Source organism: Tannerella forsythia, assembly GCF_003860135.1.
Taxonomy (GTDB): Bacteria; Bacteroidota; Bacteroidia; order Bacteroidales; family Tannerellaceae; genus Tannerella; species Tannerella forsythia_A.
This window is the reverse complement of sequence record NZ_RQYN01000025.1, coordinates 1-24,814: the sequence shown is the minus strand read 5'-3', so window position 1 is coordinate 24,814 and position 24,814 is coordinate 1. Positions and strand designations below refer to the sequence as shown.

Genomic DNA, 24,814 nt, shown 5'->3' with positions numbered 1-24,814 from the left:
ACGGATATGGAAAGGGGGGCTTATGAAAATTCTGTATGAGGACAGGTATTTCGGTTTGCGGGAGATAGCCGCCGGAGCCTTGGGAGATGATGTTCCGTGGAAATCCGCATTGCGTGCATTCGTGTCGGAATGGTGCGATTCCCGGGATTTTATAGAGGTGCGTACTTCCGGCTCTACGGGTATGCCCAAGCTTATCCGTCTGCCTAAAAAAGCGATGGCGGCTTCGGCACGGCTGACCAATGCTTTTTTCGACATATCCCGGGATTCCGTACTGATGCTCTCTCTTCCGCTTTCTTATATAGCCGGTAAAATGATGGTGGTGAGGGCATTCGAAGCAGGGGCCGTTCTGTTGCCGGAACCTCCCTCTTCTTTGCCTCTTTCCTCCCTGCATACGAAGGTCAAACTCGGAGCGCTCGTACCCCTGCAAGTGGAGGACATCCTGTCTTCGGGGGAATACCACCGGTTCGAAAAGGTGGAAAATCTTTTGATAGGAGGAGGCCCCCTGGCACGGACTACGAGAGAGCGGTTGGCGGATATTCCCACCCGTTTTTTCGCTACTTACGGAATGACGGAAACGGCATCCCATACGGCTCTTATGCGATTGAACGGAGAGGGAGCTTCCGCTTGTTTCGAGGCTTTGGAAGGAGTGCGTTTCCGCCGGGACGAATCCGGATGTCTTTGCATATATGCTCCCCATATTCGGGAATCGGAGTTTTGCACCCGGGACATGGTAGAGCTCGTAGATGAGAGGCATTTCGTGTGGAAAGGGCGTTTGGATTACGTAATCAATAGCGGGGGGATCAAATTTTCCCCCGAGGAATTGGAAGACCTCGTTTTCCGGGAGATGAAAGTCCCTTTTTATATCGGTTCTCTGCCCGATAAACGTCTCGGGGAACGTATCGTTATGGTGGTGGAGGATATGGAGTGGTCGCCGGAAAAGCGCAGGAAGATGGATGCGGTTTTCAGGAGACTGTTGCCCCGTCATGCCATCCCCCGGGAGATTATATATAGGGAACGCATTCCGAGGACGAAATCCGGAAAACTTATCCGTTCCCGAAAGAATATCGACTCTTACCCCCCTTCTGATCTGCACACTACGAGACAATAAACCACCCATGCCGACCCTGACAGAAAGTCAGGTCGACCTAACCGGCCATTTAGGACGACCTAACAGAGCGATTAGGACGACCTAAAGCAGACGGAGGGTCGTCCTAACCGGAACGATACGTCGTCTCCGGCAAAATGGCAGGCTCGTCCTTGTTCTTTGTAAAATATCGTTCTTATCGGTGGAAAATGACGACTTGTTTTTGTATTTCCGTCGATGTATTCGGGGTATATTAACCCGACGGGACTATTTCGTGATTTTTGAAACTATTAAATATCTGACTAATATGTTTTTATCAAAATAAAAATAACGTTATATTATCGCCGTGTTAATATACGCTTTTCGGTCTTTTAAGTTCGGTTCTCTATGCTGACTGTGATAAAGATTATCCGGACAAAATAGAGTTCTATCCTCCTGTAGAATGTATAAAGGATTGGGAGAACGACTATGCTGCTTTACAGGAATCTTTTATTTACGGAAACAAAATTTCTTTCGGACAACTTTTGCTTCGCATTAAAGAATTACAGCAGCGATTCCGAAGTATCGGCACAACGAGTAAGTAGAAAGTTTTTGCAAAATATTCTACTTCCTAAGGGCGCAATCGTTTTCCATATTATCTCTCAAAAGGTCTTTCAAACCCTCGAAAGAGGAGACAATATAATCGGTGTAGGGGTTGGAAAGGTATTCCTTTCTGACCATCAGGACGGTTGTAAATCCCAACTCCCGTCCTGCTTTTATTTCGGAAGCGGGATCATCGCCTACCACATACGTCTTTTGGTCTTTTAGGTCCAATTCCCTGCTTAATTCACGGAAGATATCCAGTTTGCTCGAATTCGCATAGACGGGATCGTTGATGATTATCCGGTCGAAGTCTTGACTTATCTGCAGTTTTCTCAATTTTTCCTCTTGTAATCTTTTGAATCCGGCTGTTACCAACAATCTTATATGCCGGTATCGCTCTGAAAGCGGCATAGTCCTCATACGGCACCATGGCAGAATGCTCCAGAGAGATACCATTCAATTCATCCAAAACAGGTAATATCATTGATTTGGGCAATCCGTATTTCTCGCATACCCTGTCGAACGGATTGGATACGATGTCTTGAATGATCGAGAGGATGATTTCCGCGGTAAAGCGTCCTGATAAATACTCGGTTGCTTTGTGAAGCAACGACGCAAACAATTCGGGATCGATGCTCGAAGTATCGAATATCGTGTTGTCCAAGTCGCAAATGATAACCTGATCCTGCATCTTGTTCTTTGTGTTAATGCTTCAATAAAATAAGAGAGGATGCAAGGGAGCCGCATCCTCTCTCTACAGGAAAATGACTAAATCATTTGAGTTTGCCTTCCTTCTTCAATTGATTCAGGAATTTAGCCCATCCGGGAGCTCTTTTCTCCGCATTCCGGCGAGTACCCTCCGGGTCCCAATAATCCGGCCAATTATCGTTCAGGAAATAGGCATTCTTCTCCATGTCATAAAATAACACAAGATTGTTGTACGCCCGGTTGACAACATGACTTATATGAGCAACAATCGTAAAGACCGTTTCTTCCCCTACCTTCATCTCTATTCGTGCGTAGACCGGAATAGAGTTGATCTTTCTGAATCTAATTTCCCGTGTTCTCGGATTGAACCATTCGATATCGTCTCCCGTGAAAGCGAGCCTTGCAGAAATCGAACCATATTGTGATTCATCATCGGATGCTGTTTCATATTCCGAGACGATCCCTTCCACATTGCCGCTCCTTGTGACGGCCGTTATCAAAGATTTCCCTTCGGTAATCGGTTCATTGTCCGTTTGGCTGCAGCCGGCGAAAACGATCAGACATAAAATAAATACATACATTTTTTTCATCATACAATTCCTCCTATAATAATTTATTAAACAATCTTTTTGCGAACTTCTTCACGAACATTTCTGGAACCGGTGCGATATAAGCTCCCTTTTGATTGTACTGATTACGTCTCCAATCATTTTTTATCGCCTCGATTTCTGCACCATATTCTGAAAATATTACGCAAAACATATAGTGGGACACTGCCTTGGTGGCAGTCTCGCGACTATCGTTAAAATACAGGTTGATAAAGAATACCAGAGCCTCCTGTTGTTTTTCCCGGCAATATGCGATCAGGTTTTTCCCTTCCTGAATCTCCATAGGATCCATACACGTCGCAGTTGCCGTAATAAGCACCGAAAGCACCTACGGAAGATATCTCTGCCGTTATCTGCTTCACTTACGGCCGACCCTGACAGAAAGTCAGGTCGACCTAACCGGCCATTTAGGTCGACCTAACGGAGCGATTAGGACGACCTAAAACAGACGGAGGGTCGTCCTAACCGGAACAATACGTCGTCTCCGGCAAAATGGCAGGCTCGTCCCTGTTCTTTGTAAAATATCGTCTCAGCAATTTTCTCAATTTTTTCCTCTTGTAATCTTTTGAATCCGGCAGTTACCAAAATCTTATCAGGAACCGATACGATATAAGTGCTCCTTTCTGATTGTTCCTAAAACGAGTATTTCACTTTCAGATACGCATCTCCGTTTTTTCTTATGGGGTAAAACGGAGCATCTTTTCCGGTGAAGATGCAGTGTGCACCGGCCTTGAGTTCGACATTGTCGACCGGCTTATACGAAAGCTCCGGCAACCAGAACAATGTACACCCTTCTTTGAGGTTATTGAAATCGGCAACCTGAAAAGCTCCGTTCAACAATGATAATTTCAGTTTTTCATCGGCCGATTTCCATTCGCATGTCCACGCCAGCCAGTCGGTCAGGTTCTTCCTCCCTTCCTCGTGAAAGAACCCATGTACGTATTGTACATTCAGATAGATATTAGCCGGAAAAGTGTAATCGAATCCGAGTGTATATTTCAAATACGGATTGCCGTCAAAGATTGTACTGTCGGGAAGAACCGGATTAAATGTTCCCATAGGACTTTCTATAGAGACCGAACGCGTGAGTATCGTTTTTTCAGGAATAAATAAAGCCGCCTCTCCCCATACGCCCACACTTCCGAGGGAACCGGACAAATCGGCACTCACGACGTTGCGCAACGAGTATGAGAGCATTGCATCGACCGTCGTATTCATCGGAACAGGCATATCAGGGGAAGTGGGCAGGCTCGTTATTTTTCCCTGAACGGATAAACGGGTCAATACCGGAATCGGTGCATATTGGCGCAACCATCCGAACGAAACGGTATAATTACGTATATCCCGGGCTATTTTGACGGCATAAGTCGATGCTTTCAGTTTCCGTTCGGGCAGATTTTCCATCCGGGAAACAGAAAGAGGCTGAAGCCATATATCCGTCATCGTCCCGTCTGGTAACGGAATTTGCCAGCGATCGGGAACTTCAGGCATAAACGCTGCTTTCCAACTTTGGTCGGGAAGTAAGGATGGAGAAAACCGGGGCGTGAATACAGCCGTAAGTGTGAACCCATTCCAATAGTATTTGGCAAGAAGACTATTGGTAGGTGTATGCCGTCCGAAATCCCAAAAGTCCTCCAGCTCCCAAGGGTTGATATTATCCGAAGGGTTGAGCCGGTCGGCCGTTCCCCAGGCAATGCGCTGTCGGCCGATACGGACATCGATATGCTCACTTAAAAAGCCGTATAAATCGACGTATGCCTCTCGAAGCTGTACATTCTCGACCGGTTGGTCAAAAGGTGAAGCTGTGATAAGTTTGCGAATCCAAATATCGGCATGGAGCCGTGCCTTATCGTTTACCTTATACACGGGTTGCAGGCTCATCCGGTATTCCTGCCAGTCAAGCCCTCCGCTTTTCAGGCGGATACGGTCATCGAGTTGCAGACTGCCATTCAGCTCGAAAGGTTTATCTTCGACGGTTTGAGCGTGCACCTTGGCAAATATCGTCAGACATGCCATCAGGATAAACAGAAGAAATCTCATGGTTCAATGGTTTATTTCATCAGATTCCGTTCGGTGAAAACATCGTCTTTTAAGCCTGTATTCAGTTCCACATGCTGAAGATGCGTTTGTGTCGAACTGCCTCCTGAAAGGTCTTTCATTTCAGATGTTTTGGCAATAAGAAAACCTTTGTGATTGGAGATTTCCGAGACGGTCATCCGTTTGGAAGCCACTCCTTTCTTGTTGTAGAAAACAACTTCCACGGGGAAATAGGTATCCGCTTTTATCCGGATATCCATCTTGGCATAATCTGTCTTGACCCCCTTTTTCGGAGTAAGCGACAATGTGTATTCGCCGGCTGACCGACTTTTCAGTTCTGCATCCCATTTATCGGCATAACGTTTGGCCTCCAGATCTTCATAGGTGTAATCCGTTCCGGCAAAACGGGTGTTCTTTACGTGCGAAGCTATCCGACGCGTTTTTCCGAAAGCCGGCAAATAAAGAATCTGATTGTCGTTGGGGAGCGAGAGAAAAGCGATGCCCTTCTGATCTGCAGGCGAGAGGAACCGAACCAACCGTTTGTCGGTTCCTTTCTGAAAGACCTGCATGGTGCGGACACTCCGACTGCCGTTTTTGGCAGTGATTGTCATCGTGCTGGTTGCTGTCACATCTTTAGGTGCATTCAGCACACTGTCTGCTTTTTCTAAAATGGTTGTGGCATTTTGAGCCAATGCTGCCGAATACGAAAGCAGAAAGGCAGCCATGAAGAAGAAAGATAATTTTTTCATTGTTTCTGAGTTTTATTAAGATTGATATGAAAACATAGAATCATCGAAGGCAGGAGGAGAGTTGCCGCCAAGCCGGATACGAACATGGTGGCAAACATGATCAGACCGAACTCTTTCAATGGTACGAGGTCTGCAAACACCAAAACCAGAAAACCGAATGCAACAGCCGTTACATTGAACAGGATGCCCTTTCCGGAAGTCTGAAGTGTTTGGATGACAGCCTCATTACATTCTTTCCCCGATACGAGCGCATTTCGGTAACCGGAAATAAAGTGGATGGAATAGTCTACCCCAATCCCTACGGCAACTCCGGCAATCAGCACAGTCGCGAGGTTAAGGGCGATGCCGAGATAGCCCATCAGTCCGAAGATGAAAAGGATGGCGCTCATAAGCGGTACAAATCCGACAAGGGCGCTTTTAAGCGATTTGACCAGAAATGTCATACAGATAAATACCAATACGCAGGCTAACAGCAGACTCCAGAAGAGATTCTGCATCAAATTATAGTCAAAATTCGAATAGATGGAAGGCAATCCGGTTGTTTCGAATTGCACCGTACCGGATGAATGTGCGGCGGCATATTCGTCGATTTTCCGGCTTACCGCATGATAATCTCCGGTCGGTGCATTACACATGGTAGCATGGATCATGCCTTCACTTTTGTCGGTATTGCAGAGCTGCTCCATTACGGGTTCTCCTTCGAGCAGGAACCAGAGGTTTTGTATTTTCTCTTGTGTGTCGGGTATTTGCTTGCCTTCCCCCATAGCCTGATTCATTTCTTTGATAAGCTCCGTTACCGATTGCGGATTATGCACATGCGGAAGTCCGGAAAGGAAATCTTCGAAATCTTGCATGGCTGCCAGCGTTTCGGGACGTGTCAGGTCAGCAGTCACCTTGATCTGAATTGGGAGGGTTCCTCCGAATTCCCGGTTGAGAAAGGCTGCGGATTGTCTTAACGGATGCTTTTCTGGGAAATAATAGAGTACGTCAATATTACTTTTTAGTCGGAAAAGGCCGGCTCCCATCAGAAGAATCAAGCCACCGGCACAGTAAAGAACCATTTTGTTGCGGTGTATGGAAACTCCGGCAAGCCATTGCAAAACATCGGAAAGAACGTGTTTCTTCTGTTTTTTCTCCTGATGTTTCAAGGGTGGAAGATAGGACTCGACAGCCGGAATAACGGTGAGTGACAAAAGCAGGCAAAAGAATGTACCCAATGCCATAAAAATGCCGAAATCACGAATGATGCTCAGGTATGTTCCCGGAATAAATGAAAGGAAACCGACAATGGTCGTCAGTCCGGCCAGCATTACGGGAACCCCTATAATCGTTATTCCCCTTACGACGATTTCCTTATGATTTTCGCCGTTTTCAAGCAATTTGAAAAAGTTCAGAACATGTATTGTGTAAGCCGATCCTACGGCAAAAAGGACAACCGGAATCGAGCCGGATATGGGAGAAAGTTGAACATGGAACAGTCCCATCGCCCCCATACTCCAAATGCTGCCCATCGCCACGGAAAGCAGCGGAAGGAATATGCCTCGCAACGAATGCAGTGTCAATGCGAGAATAAGAGCAATCAGCAGGCAGACAAGGGGAACAAGCCGGATCAGATCCTTTTCCGTTGATTCCGTAAGGCTTTGTTGCTGCATCGGCAAACCGTCGCAATAAACAGTTAATTCGGGATGCGATCGCCTGACTTCATCAAGCAGGTCATTTACCTCCCGGGCAGCTTTTTCCTTGTCGGCAGCTGTTCCGACAAAAACAATGATTGCCGTACTTCGCCCGTCTTCCGACAACAGTCGGCCACGATACATCTCTTTATTCAAAATATACGACTGTAAGGAGGGTAAAGAGTCGGAAATTATCTCTTCATCCATCAATCGGCCTATTTCCACTCCGTCGTTACGATGCCTGATATCGATTACATTGGCCAGGCCGGTTACCTTCTCCACTCCTTCTATTTCGGAGACGGAGTCGGTAACCTGCCGTATAACCGATATTCCTTCTGGCGTTATAATGGTATTTTCCGTATTGCTTATCCCGATTACAATAATATTTCCTGTGGCATATAAGCTGTCCGTTCGCTCAAACAGCATAACTTTCCGATCATCATCGGGTAAGTAGGACATAAAATTGGAGTTGATGGTCAGCTTGGTCGAAAAATAGCCGAGTATCAATGTAACTGCTACGCCGGCCGTAATGATGGCAAGACGTTTTTTGACGATAAATTCTGCAATACGGTTCATATACGATATAATTTGAAATTTACTTATACAACTGTGAGTAACGCCACTGAATAGGAGAATCGACTACTTTCGGGTACGATAAGTAAAACCCGGTGCCCTTGCTTGAGTTTACCCGAATGGAATAATTCGTCGAGCATTAAATAAATAGAAGCCGACCCGACATTTCCCACATAAGGCAAATTGAGGAACCATTGTTCATCCGCCACCGGATAACCTTTCATCTCAAAGCCTTTTTTCAACTTATCGAAAAAGTACATTGAGGATATATGGGGAAGCACATAGTCTATTTCATTGAAGCCGATATCATGTTTGCAAAGATTCTCACAAACGAAGTCGACTCCTTTTTCTATGACATGGGCACCGAGAAGTCTCGTATCCTGTTTAACAGCGAAATAAGATTCTCGTCCCCATTCCAGGGGATCGGCTTCTTTCCAGCTTTTGAAACGCTCGTTCTCGAAAATGGCTCCTGCATACATGCAGACCTCCAGTTCATTTGCGTAAGAGATGGATTCGAGCCAATCGATTCTCAAAGACAAATCTCCTCTGCATCTGTTTTCGAATAAGAATGCTCCGGCACCGTCCGATAACATCCAACGGAGAAAGTCTTTCTCAAAAGCAATAATCGGCTTTTCTTCGACCAGACTCAGCATTTTATATTCTTCTTCAAAATTATCGGCACGAAGTACAGGTGAGACCAGTTCCGAGCCTGTCGATACGGCATTCTGAGACATGCCGGAAAGAACGGATAAATAAGCATGTTTGAAAGCATTCATGCCCGCACAACAGACACCCGAAGGAGAAAGCAGATCTATCGGCTTATTCCCCAAAAGACCATGTGTCATAACGGCATGTGATGGGAAAAGTTGATCCGGAAGCGACGTTCCGCAGGCTAATAAACCTATGTCCTTAAACGAAATAGCCTGATCGAATAACTTGTTTACGGCAATAGCGGTCAATTCTGCGTTTGTGTAAACAATCTTTCCCTCTCTGTCAAGAGAATAATAGCGTTTCTTAATCCCGTTTTGACGAAGAATGATACTGCGGACTCTGGAAGGATGACCACCGACCATCCCCAGGATTTGTTCCATGTTGTCATTCTCAACGGCTTCGTTAGGAAGGAAAGAAGATGTTCTTGTAATAAAGACTTCATTCATAACTGTTCTTTGTTTTTTTTGATTTGATTATACGGTTCATGATTGGTGAAACAAATATCAATGCCATTAAAATCCATATTTGAAACAGCAATAAACGAAAGCGATATATTTTGTCTGCAGGCTGAATAAAATGTGCCCATCTTTGAAATTTCCCAAGTATATATTGTTCTTTCAGAAGTTGTTTTTCTTGATATTGAATTCTGATTCGGTTCGACTTATGCAATACTTCATCTAAAACATTCCAAACTTTTTCCTGCTGCTTTTCCATGTTTCTAAACGGGTTATTCTTTCCTGTAAAGAACCATCTGACAAATCGGAAAGCGCTTGACCGCTCTTTGGATTGATCCGAGATTTCCAGCTCGGCAACTATATGCCCGCCACGACTTTCTACATGCGCCGCCATTTGTCTTCTTGCCATGGCTCCGGTATTGCGATAGCAGGTAAAGAGAATAACTTCTCTATCTTTCACGATCCGACCGAACTGCGTAGAGTTTAAGAAAGACTGTATGGGTAATGAAAGATGAAGGAACCACGGCTGAAAACCAAGTAAAATCATATCATCTTTCTCAATCTTTATTTCGTCGCATACAATCCGGCATCCTTTCTGTAAAACAGAGTCGCAGAAGACACTAAAGAAACGTTTCCTGTTCCAAGGAAAAGGAAATGGTTTCACACAATGAATGGGATTCCAGATAAGGACGTAATCTCCCAGATAAGGACGCATCGATTCTTCTATCAAGTATTTCAAAGAACCCGATTGCGAATAATAGACTATTTGTATCCTTCTTTTTTCCATATCCTTTGCAGGATACCGACCGCTCGGTTTGTATTGGAGTAAAAAAATTATTCTTTCAATGTCCGATAAAATTTTTCATATATCTCCTTCAGTGAGTCGGTCGAAATACCGGAAGAAAATGCCATACTCAATCCCAATCCTCGTGGGATAAGCATAAGAAGAGACAGTGTTAAATCAATATCCGTATTTTTACGGATTTCTCCCTTTTGAACAGCCATTTGCAGCACTTCTCTCCATTCATTTTCTTCTTCTGAAAATGTATTTTCAACTTTGCTCTTAAAATCCGGATAAAATTCTTCTACCTGAAAGGCCAGCTTGAAAAAATAAAAGTCATCAACTTTGAAATCGGTCATTTCCCGCAATTTATCAATATGTCCTTTTCTATGTTCAATAGCTTCATTAAGTGCATTTTTCAATGGAGTGTTTGTTTCATCATCAGAATAATGAAAACTTCTGAGAGCCGGGAAAAAGAACAAATCCATTGCTTTGGCAAAGATTTCTTCCTTGCCTTGGAAATGATGATAGATAGCCCCTTTTGATAAGCGGGTTTCTTCTTGGATATTTCTGATTGAAACACCATTATAGCCTTTTTGAAGAAAAAGGCCGAACGACTTTTCTAAAATAAAGTTCTTTGTTGCATTCATATCATTATCCTTTGTCGCAAACAAGACCGAGCGGTCGGTTTACAGATGCAAAAGTAAGAAAGATTTTAAGAGATGCAAAAAATACAGCATAAAAAAATCGTCCGTGTTGAATAATCCAATGTAGAGTTGACTCACATATATGAAAACAGCAGGCTGATTTTTAATACCTAAGCTCTTCTCACCACCTTCCGGGCTTTATGCTGGGTTTGATTTTTTCATCCTCCCGTATTTCTTTCCAATCGGTATGATTCCGCTCGGAAGACCGTTCCCTTTTTAGCTCCTCCCGTAAGGGCGCATCGACTGCGATGGTCGCATCGGGAGCGACCGTTTCTTCCGGTTTCACTTCGCTGTTGTCCTCTTTTTTGAGCGAAAGGGCGATCTTGCGATCCAGCTCCGCGGCTTGTCTCTTCAGCTCCTGCAATTCCTCCTCTTTCTTCCATACGGCAGAAACCATCAGATTGTAAGGTGCACAATTCTGATCATTTTATATTGTCTTTCCCTAGCGGACACTTTCCGAATATTTTATTGTAGGTCATTGATTTGTAAACGCTTGTTGGAGGAGATAGGCAAGCTGATAAGTGTTCTTTATGTGTTTAACTTATCTTGCGCTTCTACTTCTTGCATGGAGGAAGGTGGTGATTGCTTCAGTTCCGCGATTAGGTTTTGCACGTTTTTATCCGAGCGAATTCTCCGGATCGCTTTCTTGGCTGCTGCTTGTTGCGACTCCTTCTTGGTGTAGCCCGTGCCTGTGCCTAAGGGGTTACCTCCGACCGATACGGCGGTACGGAATATTTGATTTTTATTTTTGTCTGAGTATATACTTGTCAGTTCGAAATCGATTTTCAGCTTTTCTTTTTGCCCCCACTCCAACAGATTCGATTTAAAATTCATCTCTTTGCGGGCTATTTTTTCCAGCGACAGATAATGACCGATCATCCGTTCTTTGACGAACTTGAAGCATTTCCGATAGCCGTGATCCAGATAGATCGCGCCGATCAATGCTTCGAGTGCATTGCCATACACATAATTGTTATGGGCATGCTGACGGATCGAAGCGATGGTCATCTTGTCGAGCCCCATTTCGAGGGCGATACGGTTCAAGGTCTCGCGTTGTACGATTTTAGAGCGTACACTGGTCAGAAAACCTTCTTTTTTGTTCGGAAAATGCTTGTATAGGATATCGGCGACGGCCGCTCCGAGGATGGCATCGCCGAGAAATTCGAGTCGTTCGTTATTGCACGGCCGTTTGCCGTCGGGTAAGTGGGACGAGCGATGTGTAAGTGCCTGTTCGTAGAGTTTCACATCATTCGGATGGAAGCCCAACAGTTGATATAAGGACAAATAAGGCTCTTTATTCCGAAGAACAAAGAGCCTTTTTAATTGTTGTAAAAACAAACGCACGTTTATTTCTCAAATTTCTTCACAATTACACTGGCATTGTGTCCGCCAAATCCGAACGTGTTGGATAATGCAGCCCGTACCACGCGTTTTTGTGCTTTGTTAAACGTAAAGTTCAGTTTATAATCGATCTCCGGATCATCGTCGCCATCGGCATGGTTGATCGTCGGAGGAACGATATCGTCGCGCACGGCCAACACAGCGGCTGTGGCTTCCAACGCGCCGGCGGCACCGAGCAGGTGACCGGTCATCGATTTCGTTGAGCTGATGTTCAGCTTATACGCATGTTCACCGAATACATCTTTGATGGCTTTTACTTCGGATATGTCGCCCACAGGAGTAGACGTGCCATGTACGTTGATATAGTCGATTTCTTCCGGTTTCATTTCTGCGTCTTCCAGAGCATTCAGCATCACCAGTTTCGCACCTAATCCTTCGGGATGGCTTGCCGTGAGATGGTGAGCGTCTGCCGAGAGACCGGCTCCTGCTACTTCGGCGTAAATCTTCGCACCGCGTGCCAGAGCATGTTCCATTTCTTCGAGTACCAGACAGGCTGCTCCTTCTCCGATGACGAATCCGTCACGGCTTTGGCTAAACGGACGGGAAGCCGTCTGTGGCGAATCATTGCGTGTCGAGAGCGCGTTCATGGCGTTGAAACCTCCTACGCCCACGATGGCGATGGCAGCTTCGGCACCTCCGGCCACGATCACGTTGGCTTTACCCAAACGGATATAGTTGAACGCATCGGCAATGGCATTCGTCGAAGAGGCACATGCCGAAACTGTTGCAAAGTTGGGGCCTCTGAAACCATATTTCATCGAGATATGACCGGCGGCAATATCTGCGATAATTTTAGGTATAAAGAACGGATTAAAGCGTGGTCCGCGTTCCGGATCGTAGTCCCGTACTTCATCTTCGAACGAACGGATACCTCCGATACCGGCGGCAAAGATCACTCCAATCCGGTTCAAGTCTTCCTTTTCCAAGTCTAATGCCGAGTCTGTCACGGCTTCGGTCGCTGCTACGAGCGAGAGTTGTGCATACCGGTCGTACTTACGTACTTCTTTCCGGTCGAAGTACTGCAACGGATCGAATCCTTTGACTTCGCAGGCAAATTGTGTTTTGAACTTGGATGCATCAAATTGAGTAATAGGCCCTGCGCCACTTACTCCCTTCTGCAAGGACTCCCACGTTTCCGCGGTGTTGTTGCCGACAGGAGTAAGAGCACCGAGACCCGTTACTACTACTCTTTTTAATTCCATACTGAATAAAAAGCAGATTACTTCGCGTTTGCTTCGATATAAGCAATGGCGTCTCCTACCGTAGAGATTTTTTCAGCCTGGTCATCCGGAATAGAAAGGCCAAACTCTTTTTCAAATTCCATGATCAACTCCACCGTGTCAAGAGAGTCTGCTCCCAAATCATTCGTGAAGCTTGCTTCGTTTGTTACTTCCGATTCTTCAACACTCAATTTGTCAACAATAATCGCTTTTACGCGAGATGCTACATCAGACATAATTTTTTAATTTAAATGAATACTGTTTTTGCAATCCTTTTTATTTTTGCAGTGCAAAGGAAAGAATTTTTTATCTTACAGAACAAATTTTTAAGGCAAAAAAAGCCGAGTATTGCACATTTTTATGTTTTTTGTGCATTTCTCGTTTTTGAAAAGGCTATGAAAAGGATCGTTATTTTCGCTTCGGGCGATGGAACAAATGCAGAGAATATCATACGGTATTTTCATGATAGTGAAATGGTTGAAGTGGCTTCGGTGTATTCTGAAAATGCTTCTGCGGGGGTACATCATCGTGCAAAACGGTTGGGAATTCCTTCCGTGACTTTTCCAAAAGAGAATTTTGCGGATGGCGCCCCTGTTTTGAAGAAATTGGCCGAAGATGGTGTCGATTTTATTGTGTTGGCGGGTTTCCTGAAGAAGATTCCGGACGTCATTTTACATGCTTATCCGGAAAAAATTCTCAATATTCACCCGGCTTTGCTCCCCAAACATGGCGGAAAAGGTATGTACGGCATGCGCGTGCATCAAGCTGTCGTGGCTGCCGGCGATACGGAATCGGGGATTACCATCCATTATATCAATGACCGGTATGATGAGGGGCAAGCTCTTTTTCAAGCGCGTTGTCCGGTTGCGCCGACCGATACACCCGAAGATGTGGCGGCCAAAGTGCATGCCCTCGAATACGCGCATTACCCTGTCGTAATCGAGCGTGTGCTGCGCGGTGAAAACTTGCACGAGTCGATTTAGTATCGTACCTTTGTGCTGAGCGTATGATTTTCGACACAAGAGAATGGCAAAAGTATTGATCATAAGATTATCGGCAATCGGTGACGTGGCGATGACAGTCCCTGTCATTTATTCGGTGGCGCGGGCAAATCCTCAGGATTCGTTCACTGTACTGACGCAATCGTTCCTGATCCCTATTTTCATCCATCGTCCCGAAAATGTACGGATTATCGGTCTCAATACTCAAAGCTCGGAGAAAACGTTGTGGGGTATATTGCGCTTCTCCTTTGCTCTGACCGGCTATAAGTTCGATAAGATTCTCGATCTGCACAACGTCATCCGCAGCAAGGTGATCGATTTTACTTTTCGATTGCAGCGTAAGCCGGTGTATCGAGTCGATAAGATGAGGGAAGAACGGAGATACCTCACCGGAAGACCTCCGAAGACCATTCGTCCCCTGCGCCCCGTGTCGGCCCGTTATGCCGATGTGTTTCGGGCTGCCGGATTCCATTTTACCGACACGTTTGTTTCTTTGTACGAGCAACATCCTGTTGATTATGCATTGATCGCATCCATGGCCGGTGAGAAGAAAAGTAAATGGATCGGTATCGCTCCCTTTGCCAAGCATCGCGGAAAGATTTATCCCACCGACGAGATGGAGGAAGTGGTTAAAGCCCTGTCAGAACAAAATGATATGACGATTTTTCTGTTCGGTGGAAAAGGCTATGAAGAGGCCATTCTCGACCAGTGGGAATTTCAATATCCCAATACCCGAAATATGGCAGGAAAGCATACACTTGATCAGGAACTCGCACTGATCAGTCGTTTGGACATCTTTCTGTGTATGGATTCAGCGAATATGCATTTTGCCTCGCTCGTCGGGACGAAGGTCGTCTCCATTTGGGGGGCAACTCATCCCTATGCAGGTTTTTACGGATACAAACAACCGTACGATTTGGCGATACAGGTCGACTTGCCTTGTCGGCCATGCTCAACGTACGGAAATAAACCTTGTCATCGTGGCGATTGGGCTTGTATGTCGCAAATTACGGCCGAGCAAATTGTTCGAAAGGTAAACGACTATCTGGCACAAGTATGAAGACAGGTATTCATCCTGCTTATTCCGGAAGAGAGATCGAAGCTTTCCTGAAGCGACTGCCGACGGTGTTCGATGATGAAGGAGAGATGCTTTACGATAAACGCAACCAGGTAAAACGTTTCGTGTTGCCTTCGGGTCGTCCTGTCGTCGTGAAGCGTTTCAAAAAACCGAATCTGATCCAGCGTATTGTATACAGCTTTTTCAAGAAGACAAAGGCTAAGCGTGCTTTTCTGCATGCCGCCGTTTTACGTGATCGCGGCTTTGGTACGCCGCACGAAATTGCTTATCTTGAGGAACGCCGGACAAGACTGCTTTCTTACTGCTACTTTCTTTCGGAAGAAGATGGTGCGCCGGCTGTCTACGAGCGTCTCGTCGCACAGCAGCCTTTCGACCGTGTTATGGCCGACGATTTTGCGGCGCTGGTGGCGGCGTTGCATCAAAAGAGCATCCTTCACGGTGATCTGAACCCGACGAATGTGCTGTTTCGTGAGCGTGGCGACGGACATTATACTTTTTCGCTCATCGATACGAACCGGATGCGTGTCAAATCGTTGGGTGGGAAATTTACCCCAAGTGAATGCTTCGATAACCTCACCCGGTTTTCGGCGCAGGGTGAGCTGTACGATTTTGTGTTGACGAAATATATCGAATACAGGGGATGGGATATCGAAACGTCTTTTGCTCGTGCAATAAAGATTAAGCGACGTCATGATGCTTGTTGGGACAGGCGGAAAGCTTTTCTGAAGAGATTTAAATAATGTAAGCGATATGTACACCATCAAATTTACACCATATAGGAGAGAGCTTGGAGAGATCATGTTTCGTCAAACGGCAGGCGGTCGTGGTTTATCGGATGACGGAAAATACCGTTTTGTTGTGTCCGACGATACGGAGGAGGCGGATTTCTGGGTGGTTCAAGGTAAGGGACTGCGTCATCCGCAATCGTGTCATGTGGCGCCGGAGAATACATTATTGTTGACTACCGAACCCAAATCCGTACTTACATATCCGAAGCCGTATATTCGTCAGTTCGGAGCTGTCTGCTCGTGCCAATCTGACATGAAGCATGAACGTTTGATTCTTTCGCAACCCGTATTGCCTTGGTTCGTCGGTTACAAGGAATCGGCCGATGGGAAATGTACGGCTACGCTCACTTACGACGATCTGAAAGACTCGCTTACGCCTCCTAAGACAAAGCTGCTGTCTGTCATTACGAGCAATAAGGCTTTTACGAAAGGTCATTTGGAGCGGATTGCCTTTGTCGAGAAAATGAAAGCGCATTATGGCGACAAACTCGATGTGTTCGGACGTGGCTATAAGGATTTCGACGATAAATGGGATGTGCTTTCTTCTTACCAATATCATATTGTCCTTGAAAATTCGTCGCAAGATTATTATTGGACGGAAAAGATTTCGGATTGTTTTTTGGCGGAGGCTTTCCCCTTTTATTACGGTTGCACCGACTTGGAGCGTTATTTCGCCGAAGATGCTTTTATCCGTATTGATATCCGTCGGCCGCAGGAAGCAATCGAGATCATTGACCGTGCCATTTCTTCGCGTGTGTACGAAAGGCGCCGTGCTGCCCTGCACGACTGTAAGATGAAGGTGCTCGGAGAGTTCAATATGTTCAATTATATCGCATCCCTGTGCGACAGGATGAATCCCGATGCCCCGAAGCAACGCGTGGAAATACATCCGTGCCATTCGATGCAAAGTTGGCATAATCTCTACAATTACTTTATCCGCAGGAACATTTTTAAACTGCAACAACGCGTGAAGGACGTGTTCTGTGGAAAACCGAAGTTCGGATAGAGACGTTTTTGTTTCGCTTCGAATCATGCCTGAATCGTTGCTGGGCAACCGAATCAAAGGCCTTAGCAGGTCTTTAAGGTCGCTTGTCTTCAGCCCCCTTTTGAATAATTATTTCCTATTGTTCTATCAATCAGTTTTATGTTCGCAGCGATCGACTGTATGTGGATTCAATGTGTTCAACAAGGTATTAAGGGCTTTCATATATTGAAGACAGGGTTATTTTGATGTGGCTCTCCTATTTTTTTATAAGGACGAGCAGTGCGAGATTTAAAGAAAATCCTTTAATTTTGCAGCAAAATTAAGAATTATATAAAAAACGTTTAATGATCGGTTACGAGTCGTATGAGTTGATATGGCAAACAGTTAACCGAATCGAACAGTGAAAGTATGGATTATACATTCAGGGAAATCGAGAAGAAATGGCAGGCACGGTGGGTCGCAGATAAGACTTACGAAGTAAAAGAAGATGATCGTAAGCCTAAATATTATGTATTGGATATGTTTCCTTACCCTTCGGGTGCGGGGTTGCACGTAGGACATCCGCTGGGATACATCGCCTCGGATATTTACGCGCGTTACAAACGTCTACAAGGGTTTAACGTACTTCACCCGATGGGGTATGACGCGTACGGGCTCCCGGCCGAACAATACGCCATTCAGACCGGTCAACATCCGGAAGTGACGACGGAGAAAAACATCAACCGTTATCGCGAACAACTGGATAAGATCGGGTTCTCGTTCGATTGGAACCGCGAAGTGCGCACCTGCGAACCCGGTTATTACCACTGGACGCAGTGGGCTTTCCTGCGGATGTTCGGCAGTTACTACTGTAACCGCACCCAGCAGGCTCGCCCCATCGAAGACCTTGTGAAAGCTTTCGAAACGAGCGGTACGGAAGATCTGGATGTAGCCTGTACGGAAGTGCTGACCTTCACGGCTGCCGATTGGAAAGCGATGAGCCGGAAAGAACAACAGGAGACCCTGATGAATTATCGTCTGGCTTACCTCGGAGATACGATGGTCAACTGGTGTCCGAAGCTCGGCACGGTATTGGCCAATGATGAGGTGAGCGAAGGTCTTTCGATACGCGGCGGCTATCCGGTCGAACAGAAAGTGATGCGTCAATGGTGCCTGCGCGTGTCGGCCTATGCGCAACGTCTGCTCGACGGAATGGAACGGATCGACTGGACCGAATCGCTGAAAGAGACGCAACGAAACTGGATCGGACGAAGCGAAGGAGCTCAGATGTATTTCTCCATTGCAGAAAGCGACCAAAAGATAGAGATTTTTACGACGCGTGCCGATACGGTCTTCGGAGTCACCTTTATGGTCCTTGCTCCCGAAAGCGAATATGTATCTGTACTTACGACCGACGGACAGAAGGCGGAAGTAGAAGCCTATCTCGAATCCGTCAAACGACGCACCGAACGCGAACGCATCTCCGACCGACGCATGACGGGCGTTTTCTCCGGTTCATACGCCATCAACCCGATGACGAACGAGCCGATCCCGGTCTGGATTAGCGATTATGTGTTGGCCGGATACGGTACCGGTGCGATCATGGCCGTTCCGGCGCACGACGGCCGCGACTATGCCTTTGCCAAACAGTTCGGTCTCCCGATTGTCCCGTTGATCGAAGGGTGCGATGTCTCCGAAGAGAGCTTCGACGCCAAAGAAGGCAAAATGATGAACTCGCCGATGGCGGGTAAAGAGCTGCCCGACGGTTTAGTCCTCAACGGACTGAATGTGCCCGACGCCATTGCAAAGACCAAGCGGTATATCGAAGACAAAAAAATGGGTTACGTCAAAACCAACTACCGCCTGCGCGACGCAATTTTCAGTCGCCAGCGTTACTGGGGGGAGCCGTTCCCGATCTATTACGATGCCGAGGGGATGCCGCAACCGATACCCGAAGAGTGTTTACCCCTCAGACTGCCCGATGTCGATAAATTTCTGCCGACCGAGACCGGCGAACCTCCGCTCGGACGCGCAACGACATGGGCTTGGGACTGCGAAAAGCGGCAAGTCGTAGAAAACACGAAAATCGACCATCGTACCGTGTTCCCGCTCGAACTGTGTACCATGCCCGGGTTCGCAGGCTCATCGGCCTACTATCTCCGTTATATGGATCCGCACAACGACAAAGCCCTCGTCTCACGGCAAGCCGGCGAATACTGGCGCAATGTCGACTTGTACATCGGAGGAACGGAGCATGCCACGGGGCACCTTATTTACAGTCGCTTCTGGAATAAATTCCTGTACGACCTCGGCGTTTCGTGCGAAGAGGAACCGTATAAAAAGTTGATCAATCAAGGTATGATACAAGGACGGTCCAACTTCGTCTATCGCATTGTCGGGACGAATCGATTCGTCTCGCTCCATCTGAAAGATAATTACGAAGTAACGCCGATCCACGTAGACGTGAACATCGTCGAAAACGATCACCTCGATATCGAAGCTTTCCGAAACTGGAATCCCGAATATAAAGACGCCGAGTTTGTGCTTGAAGACGGCCGGTATATCTGCGGATGGGCGATTGAAAAGATGTCGAAATCGATGTTTAACGTCGTCAACCCCGATGTTATCGTCGAGAAGTTCGGCGCCGATACGCTGCGTCTCTACGAAATGTTCCTTGGCCCTCTCGAACAATCGAAACCGTGGGACACGAACGGTATCGACGGGGTTCATCGCTTCCTGAAAAGACTCTGGGGGCTTTTCTACTGCCAAGCCGGCGAATGGGGAGTTACTACCGACGAGCCGACGGCCGACGAGCTGAAAGCGCTCCATAAACTGATCAAAAAGGTAACGTACGACATCGAACATTTTTCGTACAACACTTCCGTCAGCGCGTTTATGATTTGTCTGAACGAGCTGACAAGCCTGAAATGTCACAAGCGCGCTATCCTCGAACCGCTGTTGATCGTCCTCGCACCGTTTGCTCCGCATATCGCCGAAGAGCTCTGGCATGCGCTCGGCTACACAACGACCATCTGCGATGCTCAATGGCCGTCGCACGACGAACAGTACCTGATCGAAAGCTCGGTGACATACGCGATTTCGTTCAACGGCAAGACGAGGTTCAGCCTCGAACTGCCGGCCGATCTGTCGCGCGAAGAAGTCGAGAAGGCCGCTTTAACGCATGAAAATTCCGCACGATGGATCGAAGGGAAAACACCCAAAAAGATCATTGTTGTACCTCATAAAATTGTAAATATCGTACTATGAAAGATTCGATTCGAAAAGTTTATTATCCTTTGAAGGACTATCTCCTGATCTGTCTCGGCACAGCCATGTACGGATTCGGATTCAATGGTTTCATTCTCTCTAATCAAGTAGTTACCGGAGGGCTGAGCGGTATCGGCGCTTTGATCTACTTTGCCACGGGGATACCGGTTTCCACCTCTTATTTCGTGATCAACCTCCTGTTGCTCGCGATCGCGTTCAAAGTGCTGGGGCTTAAATTTCTGCTAAAAACGATTTTCGGTGTAGTAGCTCTGTCATTCTGGTTCTGGTTTTTCGAACAGTTGTTGGGTGGTAAACCCATCATGGAGAGCGGCGAAGTATTTATGTCGATCATCATCGGAGCTTTGATCTGCGGTACCGGTATGGGGCTCGTGTTCTCGGCTGGCGGCAGTACGGGAGGAACCGATATCATCGCCGCTATCATCAACAAATATAAGCATGTGTCCATTGGTGCGGGGATGGTCTTATTAGACCTTGTGATTGTGAGTTGTTCGTATTTTATTTTCCATAATGTCGATAAGATTGTGCTCGGGTTCGTGGAGATGGGAATCAATTCGTATATGCTCGACCGTATTCTCAATGCCAATACACAATCGGTGCAGTTCCTGATCTTTTCACGCAAGTATGACGAAATCGTGGAGCGCATCATCAAAGACCTCGGGCGCGGATGTACCATCCTCAACGGCGAAGGCGGGTATTCGCACAAACCAATGAAAGTGATTGTGCTGATTGCCAAACGCCGCGAGAGTGTGACCATCTTCCGTCTGATTAAATCGGTCGATACCCAGGCATTCATTTCACAGAGCGTCGTACGTGGCGTATACGGTGAAGGTTTCGATCCGATAAAAGCATAGCCACACAATTTTACGGCTTGAATTGCGTTCTTTTGACATTGAACCTTTGCCGAACATCGAATGTTTTAAAAAGAAAAAAGAAACGCAGTGAAAACATTGGTATTTGCTACAAATAACGAACATAAACTTCGGGAGGTACGCGCCATCATGCCTCCCGACATGGAGATTCTGAGCCTCTCCGATATAAAATGCTCCGACGAACTGCCCGAAACGTCTCCTTCGCTCGAAGGCAATGCGATGCAGAAGGCGCGCTACGTGAAAATGAAGTTCGGATACGATTGCTTCGCCGACGATACCGGACTCGAGGTCGATGCGTTGCGCGGTGAGCCGGGGGTCTATTCGGCACGCTATGCCGGGCCGGAGTGCGACAGTACCGCCAACATTCGCAAGTTGCTCGGCAACCTTACGGGGAAAGCCAATCGCAACGCGCGCTTTCGTACGGTGATCGCATTAATTATGGACGGCAGTGAATACCTGTTCGAAGGAATGATTTACGGACGTATCACGCAGACCATGCGCGGATCGAACGGCTTCGGATACGATCCGGTCTTTGTACCCGACGGATACAAGCAAACATTTGCCGAGCTGGACGAGAGTGTCAAAAACGGAATCAGTCATCGGGCACGAGCCATTCGTAAACTGACCGGTTTCTTGAGCGGAATGTGAAACGGCAAGCCGTTACTGCAAGCAAGAAAGAGCGAACCCAACCCTTTTAACGAATACAAAACAATCAACAGCAATGAACATCCGATATTTGATTATTTGCTTGCTGGTTATCAGCACCTCCATCCACTCACAACAGTATGAGAGATGGCGTACGCATCTGGCGAGTTACAACACGACGGCCGTAGCCGAAGCGGAAAACGACGTATACGCCATGGCCGACGGTACGATCTACAGCTACGGCAAGAACGACAACAACGTGAAGATGTACACGAAGTTGAACGGATTGAGCGATTCCGACGTCAAACTGATCCGTTACAACATGGCCGTTCACACGTTGATGATCGTTTATTCAAACGGCAACATCGACCTGATGAGCCGCGACGGGATGTATAACCTGCCTTATCTCAAGAATGCGGGCAACATTCAGGACAAGACTCCGAACGAAATCAACTTCGTCGGAGATCGGGCGTATTTATCCACCCACTTCGGCATTGTCGTGATTGATATGAAGAAAAAAGAAGTCTCCGAGACGTATAAACTGGGCATGAAAGTATATTCTTCCTGCCTGCACGGAGAAATGATCTACGCTTCTACCGAACGAGGTCTTTACGCCGCTTCCACAAAAGACAACTTGATGGATTTCAATAACTGGAAGCAGCTCCCGACTCATGGCGCGGACTTTGACAGCAAGAAAATCGTTCGCATCGGTATCTTTCAAAACAAACTCTGCCTCTGTATTCCCGGCGCCGGGCTCTACTATCGCAACGACGGCGGGCAATTCATTCCCTTTCTGAAGCAGATATACATCGAAGGGATGACGATTCAGGGCGACCGATTGCTGGCTCATACGGGCGAAAATCTTTACATCTACACGTCGCTCGAAAGCCCTGCCGAGATCGTCTCGCCCGGAGTGGTCAAGGATGTATCCGCGCTCAAAAACACAAATACATACTGGGTGGCATCCGGCACGAAAGGGCTGATCGGCATCCGGCGTAAGAATGCGAATACGTTCGAAACGTTTGTTTCGGGACTGAATATCGAAGGACCTAAACGAAACTTCTGTACTTTCATGACGATACAAGGCGGCAAGCTGCTCGTTACCGGCGGAGATCGATGGACGGACCGCTTCAACCGTCCGGGGACATTAATGACCTACGAAGGAGGTAAATGGACAAACTTTGACGAAACGACCGTCAATAAGGCTGTCGGATACGCTTGCCGCGACTATACCGGAGTAGCCGTCGACCCCGACGATGCCGGGCATTATTTTGTCTCCACCTTTGGCGAAGGCGTCATCGAAATAAAAGATAATAAGTACGTACAATTATATAATCACAAGAATACGCCGCTCGTTTCCGCGATCGATCCTTCGCCCAATTATGTGCGTGTGGGAGGCGTATCGTTCGATAAGCAAAAGAATTTATGGATGACGAACTCGGGCGTCCAAAACGGAATCGTTGTCCGAACAGCCGACGGGAAATGGAAATCGCTCTTTTATAAAGGGGTGAGCGGTGTCCCGCTGGTCGATAAGATTCTGGTTACCTCGAAAGGACATAAATGGGTCAATGTGCCGCGCGGCACGCCGGGCCTTCTGGTGTTTGACGACAACGGCACGCCGACAGACAATACCGACGATAAATCCAATTTCTTTACCCTGCTCAGGAACGCTCGCGGCGAAGCGCTTAACGTCAGCGCGTTCTACTGCATGGCCGAAGACCTGAACGGCGAGGTATGGCTCGGCACGGATCATGGACCGGTGATTTGTTCATCACCCGAAGCAGCGATCAAAGACCCGCAAAAGTTCTTCGGAAGTGTGATTGTACGTCCCAACGACGACGGCTCGAATGGCGTCTTTCTGGACAGTGAACAAATCAAAGCCATCGCCGTAGACGGAGGAAACCGCAAATGGCTCGGCACCGGAAGTTCCGGAATCTTCCTCGTTAATCCCACAGGAACGGAAACCATCCAACATTTTACAACCGAAAATTCTCCGCTTCTGTCGAATCATATCCAGAGCATTGCCATCGATCATAAAACGGGCGAAGTCTTTATCGGCACGGACAAGGGCATCATCTCCTATCTCGGCGACGCTACGCAAGGCAGCCCCGATTATTCCGATGTGTACGCCTTCCCGAACCCTGTTCGCCCCGATTTCGACGGCAGCGTCACGATTACGGGGCTGATCGCCGACTCGAACGTCAAAATTACCGATCTGAACGGGAACCTGATTTATCAGGCCAAATCGGCCGGCGGGCAGGTGACGTGGAACTGTCGCTCACACAAAGGACAACGCGTGGCTACCGGCATCTACCTCGTTCTGGCCTCCACCGCGCAAGGCGCCGAAAGTGTGGTGACGAAAATCGCCGTCGTCAAATAAACCCAGATTCCGCAATAGAAAATATAAGCATGAATCTCATTCAGGCCTTCAGCCCTTGTATGCCCTGCCGGCGTTGAGGTGTTGAGGTGTTGGTCGGTGAACATCCCCCCTTTCCCCCCTTCGAAGGGGGAAGAGCGAAGCGAAGGGGGAATTCGTGGTACACGCATAACCATTGACAATTAAATTCGCGTCTATTTGCGTCATTTGCGTTCTGAACATCGTAATTCGTAATTTGTCATTCAGAGCGTGAGCGATGAATCTTTCTTCTTTCGGCGTGAGATACCTCACTATGTTCGGAATGACATATTAATGTTAATTGTCAATTGTCATGCGTGGTACACGCCGAACCATGTACCCGGTATGACAATTAACATTAAACAAGAGCCCTGAAAGGGTGCCTTAATTCAGCCCAATGCGAAGCGTTGGGGGAAAAAAGGGGCTCTATGTTGATTTGAGTGGGTAATGGAAATTCCTTCCTCCGTTTATGTAGTATACCATATCCATAAAGTTAT

General features: G+C 47.0%; 23 protein-coding genes. 9 read left to right on the top strand and 14 right to left on the bottom strand.

Going from position 1 to position 24,814, the window contains the following annotated elements; genetic code table 11:
• The first annotated feature begins 22 nt into the window (after nucleotides 1–22).
• Complete coding sequence (locus tag EII41_RS07680; RefSeq protein ID WP_124790104.1) at nucleotides 23–1,108, top strand: AMP-binding protein; 1,086 nt, start codon at nucleotides 23–25, stop codon at nucleotides 1,106–1,108.
• 579 nt (nucleotides 1,109–1,687) lie between these two features.
• Here EII41_RS07680 and EII41_RS14555 read toward each other — a convergent pair.
• From EII41_RS14555 to EII41_RS07615, 14 genes are all read right to left on the bottom strand, one after another.
• Nucleotides 1,688–2,002 (bottom strand): HAD hydrolase-like protein, encoded by a 315-nt coding sequence (locus tag EII41_RS14555; protein ID WP_260425521.1) that lies wholly within the window; start codon nucleotides 2,000–2,002, stop codon nucleotides 1,688–1,690.
• Nucleotides 1,911–2,357, bottom strand: a complete 447-nt coding sequence (locus EII41_RS07675; protein WP_260425524.1) for a hypothetical protein — start codon at nucleotides 2,355–2,357, stop codon at nucleotides 1,911–1,913. The genes EII41_RS14555 and EII41_RS07675 overlap by 92 nt, the downstream gene beginning before the upstream one ends.
• An 82-nt stretch (nucleotides 2,358–2,439) precedes the next feature.
• Nucleotides 2,440–2,967, bottom strand: a complete 528-nt coding sequence (locus EII41_RS07670) for a hypothetical protein (protein WP_124790103.1) — start codon at nucleotides 2,965–2,967, stop codon at nucleotides 2,440–2,442.
• Between the two features lie 10 nt (nucleotides 2,968–2,977).
• Nucleotides 2,978–3,274: a hypothetical protein gene (locus tag EII41_RS07665; protein ID WP_021644791.1), complete on the bottom strand. Its 297-nt coding sequence runs from the start codon at nucleotides 3,272–3,274 to the stop codon at nucleotides 2,978–2,980.
• Nucleotides 3,275–3,615: 341 nt separating this feature from the next.
• A complete protein-coding gene (locus tag EII41_RS07660; RefSeq protein WP_124790102.1) occupies nucleotides 3,616–5,022 on the bottom strand; it encodes a hypothetical protein in 1,407 nt (468 codons plus the stop codon).
• Between the two features lie 11 nt (nucleotides 5,023–5,033).
• Complete coding sequence (locus EII41_RS07655) at nucleotides 5,034–5,768, bottom strand: outer membrane lipoprotein-sorting protein (RefSeq protein WP_124790101.1); 735 nt, start codon at nucleotides 5,766–5,768, stop codon at nucleotides 5,034–5,036.
• Complete coding sequence (locus tag EII41_RS07650) at nucleotides 5,765–8,017, bottom strand: efflux RND transporter permease subunit (RefSeq protein ID WP_124790100.1); 2,253 nt, start codon at nucleotides 8,015–8,017, stop codon at nucleotides 5,765–5,767. The genes EII41_RS07655 and EII41_RS07650 overlap by 4 nt, the downstream gene beginning before the upstream one ends.
• Nucleotides 8,018–8,040: 23 nt before the next feature.
• Nucleotides 8,041–9,171, bottom strand: coding sequence for a beta-ketoacyl-ACP synthase III (locus EII41_RS07645; protein ID WP_124790099.1), 1,131 nt, complete (start codon nucleotides 9,169–9,171; stop codon nucleotides 8,041–8,043).
• Nucleotides 9,164–9,967, bottom strand: coding sequence for a hypothetical protein (locus tag EII41_RS07640; RefSeq protein ID WP_124790098.1), 804 nt, complete (start codon nucleotides 9,965–9,967; stop codon nucleotides 9,164–9,166). Before EII41_RS07640 ends, EII41_RS07645 begins: the two co-directional genes overlap by 8 nt.
• Nucleotides 9,968–10,014: 47 nt before the next feature.
• Complete coding sequence (locus tag EII41_RS07635) at nucleotides 10,015–10,611, bottom strand: TetR/AcrR family transcriptional regulator (RefSeq protein ID WP_097531559.1); 597 nt, start codon at nucleotides 10,609–10,611, stop codon at nucleotides 10,015–10,017.
• Nucleotides 10,612–10,789: 178 nt separating this feature from the next.
• Nucleotides 10,790–11,065 carry a hypothetical protein gene (locus EII41_RS07630; protein ID WP_232523479.1) on the bottom strand — a complete coding sequence of 92 codons (276 nt, stop codon included), beginning with the start codon at nucleotides 11,063–11,065 and terminating at the stop codon, nucleotides 10,790–10,792.
• A gap of 131 nt (nucleotides 11,066–11,196) precedes the next feature.
• Nucleotides 11,197–11,952, bottom strand: a complete 756-nt coding sequence (gene rnc, locus EII41_RS07625; RefSeq protein ID WP_260425520.1) for a ribonuclease III — start codon at nucleotides 11,950–11,952, stop codon at nucleotides 11,197–11,199.
• A gap of 62 nt (nucleotides 11,953–12,014) precedes the next feature.
• Nucleotides 12,015–13,271 (bottom strand): beta-ketoacyl-ACP synthase II, encoded by a 1,257-nt coding sequence (fabF, locus tag EII41_RS07620; protein ID WP_124751418.1) that lies wholly within the window; start codon nucleotides 13,269–13,271, stop codon nucleotides 12,015–12,017.
• 17 nt (nucleotides 13,272–13,288) lie between these two features.
• On the bottom strand, nucleotides 13,289–13,525 hold the full coding sequence (locus EII41_RS07615; protein ID WP_014224504.1) for an acyl carrier protein: 237 nt from the start codon (nucleotides 13,523–13,525) through the stop codon (nucleotides 13,289–13,291).
• A gap of 159 nt (nucleotides 13,526–13,684) precedes the next feature.
• On the opposite strand from EII41_RS07615, the gene EII41_RS07610 reads away from it, so the two are divergent.
• The 8 genes from EII41_RS07610 (at nucleotide 13,685) to EII41_RS07575 (ending at nucleotide 24,302) form a co-directional block, all read left to right on the top strand.
• Nucleotides 13,685–14,272 (top strand): phosphoribosylglycinamide formyltransferase, encoded by a 588-nt coding sequence (locus EII41_RS07610; protein ID WP_124790097.1) that lies wholly within the window; start codon nucleotides 13,685–13,687, stop codon nucleotides 14,270–14,272.
• 43 nt (nucleotides 14,273–14,315) lie between these two features.
• Entirely contained in the window at nucleotides 14,316–15,350 is a 1,035-nt protein-coding gene (locus EII41_RS07605; protein WP_124790096.1) for a glycosyltransferase family 9 protein, read from the top strand.
• On the top strand, nucleotides 15,347–16,108 hold the full coding sequence (locus EII41_RS07600) for a lipopolysaccharide kinase InaA family protein (protein WP_124790095.1): 762 nt from the start codon (nucleotides 15,347–15,349) through the stop codon (nucleotides 16,106–16,108). The genes EII41_RS07605 and EII41_RS07600 overlap by 4 nt, the downstream gene beginning before the upstream one ends.
• 58 nt (nucleotides 16,109–16,166) lie before the next feature.
• Nucleotides 16,167–17,162: a glycosyltransferase family 10 domain-containing protein gene (locus tag EII41_RS07595; protein WP_221620706.1), complete on the top strand. Its 996-nt coding sequence runs from the start codon at nucleotides 16,167–16,169 to the stop codon at nucleotides 17,160–17,162.
• Between the two features lie 387 nt (nucleotides 17,163–17,549).
• The gene (gene leuS, locus EII41_RS07590; protein WP_124790093.1) at nucleotides 17,550–20,387 is read left to right on the top strand and encodes a leucine--tRNA ligase; all 2,838 of its coding nucleotides are present in this window, start codon (nucleotides 17,550–17,552) and stop codon (nucleotides 20,385–20,387) included.
• The gene (locus tag EII41_RS07585) at nucleotides 20,384–21,259 is read left to right on the top strand and encodes a YitT family protein (RefSeq protein ID WP_124751413.1); all 876 of its coding nucleotides are present in this window, start codon (nucleotides 20,384–20,386) and stop codon (nucleotides 21,257–21,259) included. The genes leuS and EII41_RS07585 overlap by 4 nt, the downstream gene beginning before the upstream one ends.
• 87 nt (nucleotides 21,260–21,346) lie before the next feature.
• Entirely contained in the window at nucleotides 21,347–21,925 is a 579-nt protein-coding gene (locus tag EII41_RS07580; RefSeq protein ID WP_124751412.1) for a non-canonical purine NTP diphosphatase, read from the top strand.
• A gap of 73 nt (nucleotides 21,926–21,998) precedes the next feature.
• The gene (locus tag EII41_RS07575) at nucleotides 21,999–24,302 is read left to right on the top strand and encodes a hypothetical protein (RefSeq protein WP_124790092.1); all 2,304 of its coding nucleotides are present in this window, start codon (nucleotides 21,999–22,001) and stop codon (nucleotides 24,300–24,302) included.
• The last annotated feature ends 512 nt before the right edge of the window (nucleotides 24,303–24,814 follow it).

Excerpts from the sequence above, each read along its gene's own strand:
- EII41_RS07680 (WP_124790104.1), top strand. The coding sequence starts at position 23 with ATGAAAATTCTGTATGAGGACAGGTATTTCGGTTTGCGGGAGATAGCC.
- EII41_RS07675 (WP_260425524.1), bottom strand. The coding sequence starts at position 2,357 with ATGCAGGATCAGGTTATCATTTGCGACTTGGACAACACGATATTCGAT.
- EII41_RS07670 (WP_124790103.1), bottom strand. The coding sequence starts at position 2,967 with ATGATGAAAAAAATGTATGTATTTATTTTATGTCTGATCGTTTTCGCC.
- EII41_RS07665 (WP_021644791.1), bottom strand. The coding sequence starts at position 3,274 with ATGGATCCTATGGAGATTCAGGAAGGGAAAAACCTGATCGCATATTGC.
- EII41_RS07660 (WP_124790102.1), bottom strand. The coding sequence starts at position 5,022 with ATGAGATTTCTTCTGTTTATCCTGATGGCATGTCTGACGATATTTGCC.
- EII41_RS07655 (WP_124790101.1), bottom strand. The coding sequence starts at position 5,768 with ATGAAAAAATTATCTTTCTTCTTCATGGCTGCCTTTCTGCTTTCGTAT.
- EII41_RS07650 (WP_124790100.1), bottom strand. The coding sequence starts at position 8,017 with ATGAACCGTATTGCAGAATTTATCGTCAAAAAACGTCTTGCCATCATT.
- EII41_RS07645 (WP_124790099.1), bottom strand. The coding sequence starts at position 9,171 with ATGAATGAAGTCTTTATTACAAGAACATCTTCTTTCCTTCCTAACGAA.
- EII41_RS07640 (WP_124790098.1), bottom strand. The coding sequence starts at position 9,967 with ATGGAAAAAAGAAGGATACAAATAGTCTATTATTCGCAATCGGGTTCT.
- EII41_RS07635 (WP_097531559.1), bottom strand. The coding sequence starts at position 10,611 with ATGAATGCAACAAAGAACTTTATTTTAGAAAAGTCGTTCGGCCTTTTT.
- EII41_RS07630 (WP_232523479.1), bottom strand. The coding sequence starts at position 11,065 with ATGGTTTCTGCCGTATGGAAGAAAGAGGAGGAATTGCAGGAGCTGAAG.
- fabF (WP_124751418.1), bottom strand. The coding sequence starts at position 13,271 with ATGGAATTAAAAAGAGTAGTAGTAACGGGTCTCGGTGCTCTTACTCCT.
- EII41_RS07615 (WP_014224504.1), bottom strand. The coding sequence starts at position 13,525 with ATGTCTGATGTAGCATCTCGCGTAAAAGCGATTATTGTTGACAAATTG.
- EII41_RS07610 (WP_124790097.1), top strand. The coding sequence starts at position 13,685 with ATGAAAAGGATCGTTATTTTCGCTTCGGGCGATGGAACAAATGCAGAG.
- EII41_RS07605 (WP_124790096.1), top strand. The coding sequence starts at position 14,316 with ATGGCAAAAGTATTGATCATAAGATTATCGGCAATCGGTGACGTGGCG.
- EII41_RS07600 (WP_124790095.1), top strand. The coding sequence starts at position 15,347 with ATGAAGACAGGTATTCATCCTGCTTATTCCGGAAGAGAGATCGAAGCT.
- EII41_RS07595 (WP_221620706.1), top strand. The coding sequence starts at position 16,167 with ATGTTTCGTCAAACGGCAGGCGGTCGTGGTTTATCGGATGACGGAAAA.
- leuS (WP_124790093.1), top strand. The coding sequence starts at position 17,550 with ATGGATTATACATTCAGGGAAATCGAGAAGAAATGGCAGGCACGGTGG.
- EII41_RS07585 (WP_124751413.1), top strand. The coding sequence starts at position 20,384 with ATGAAAGATTCGATTCGAAAAGTTTATTATCCTTTGAAGGACTATCTC.
- EII41_RS07575 (WP_124790092.1), top strand. The coding sequence starts at position 21,999 with ATGAACATCCGATATTTGATTATTTGCTTGCTGGTTATCAGCACCTCC.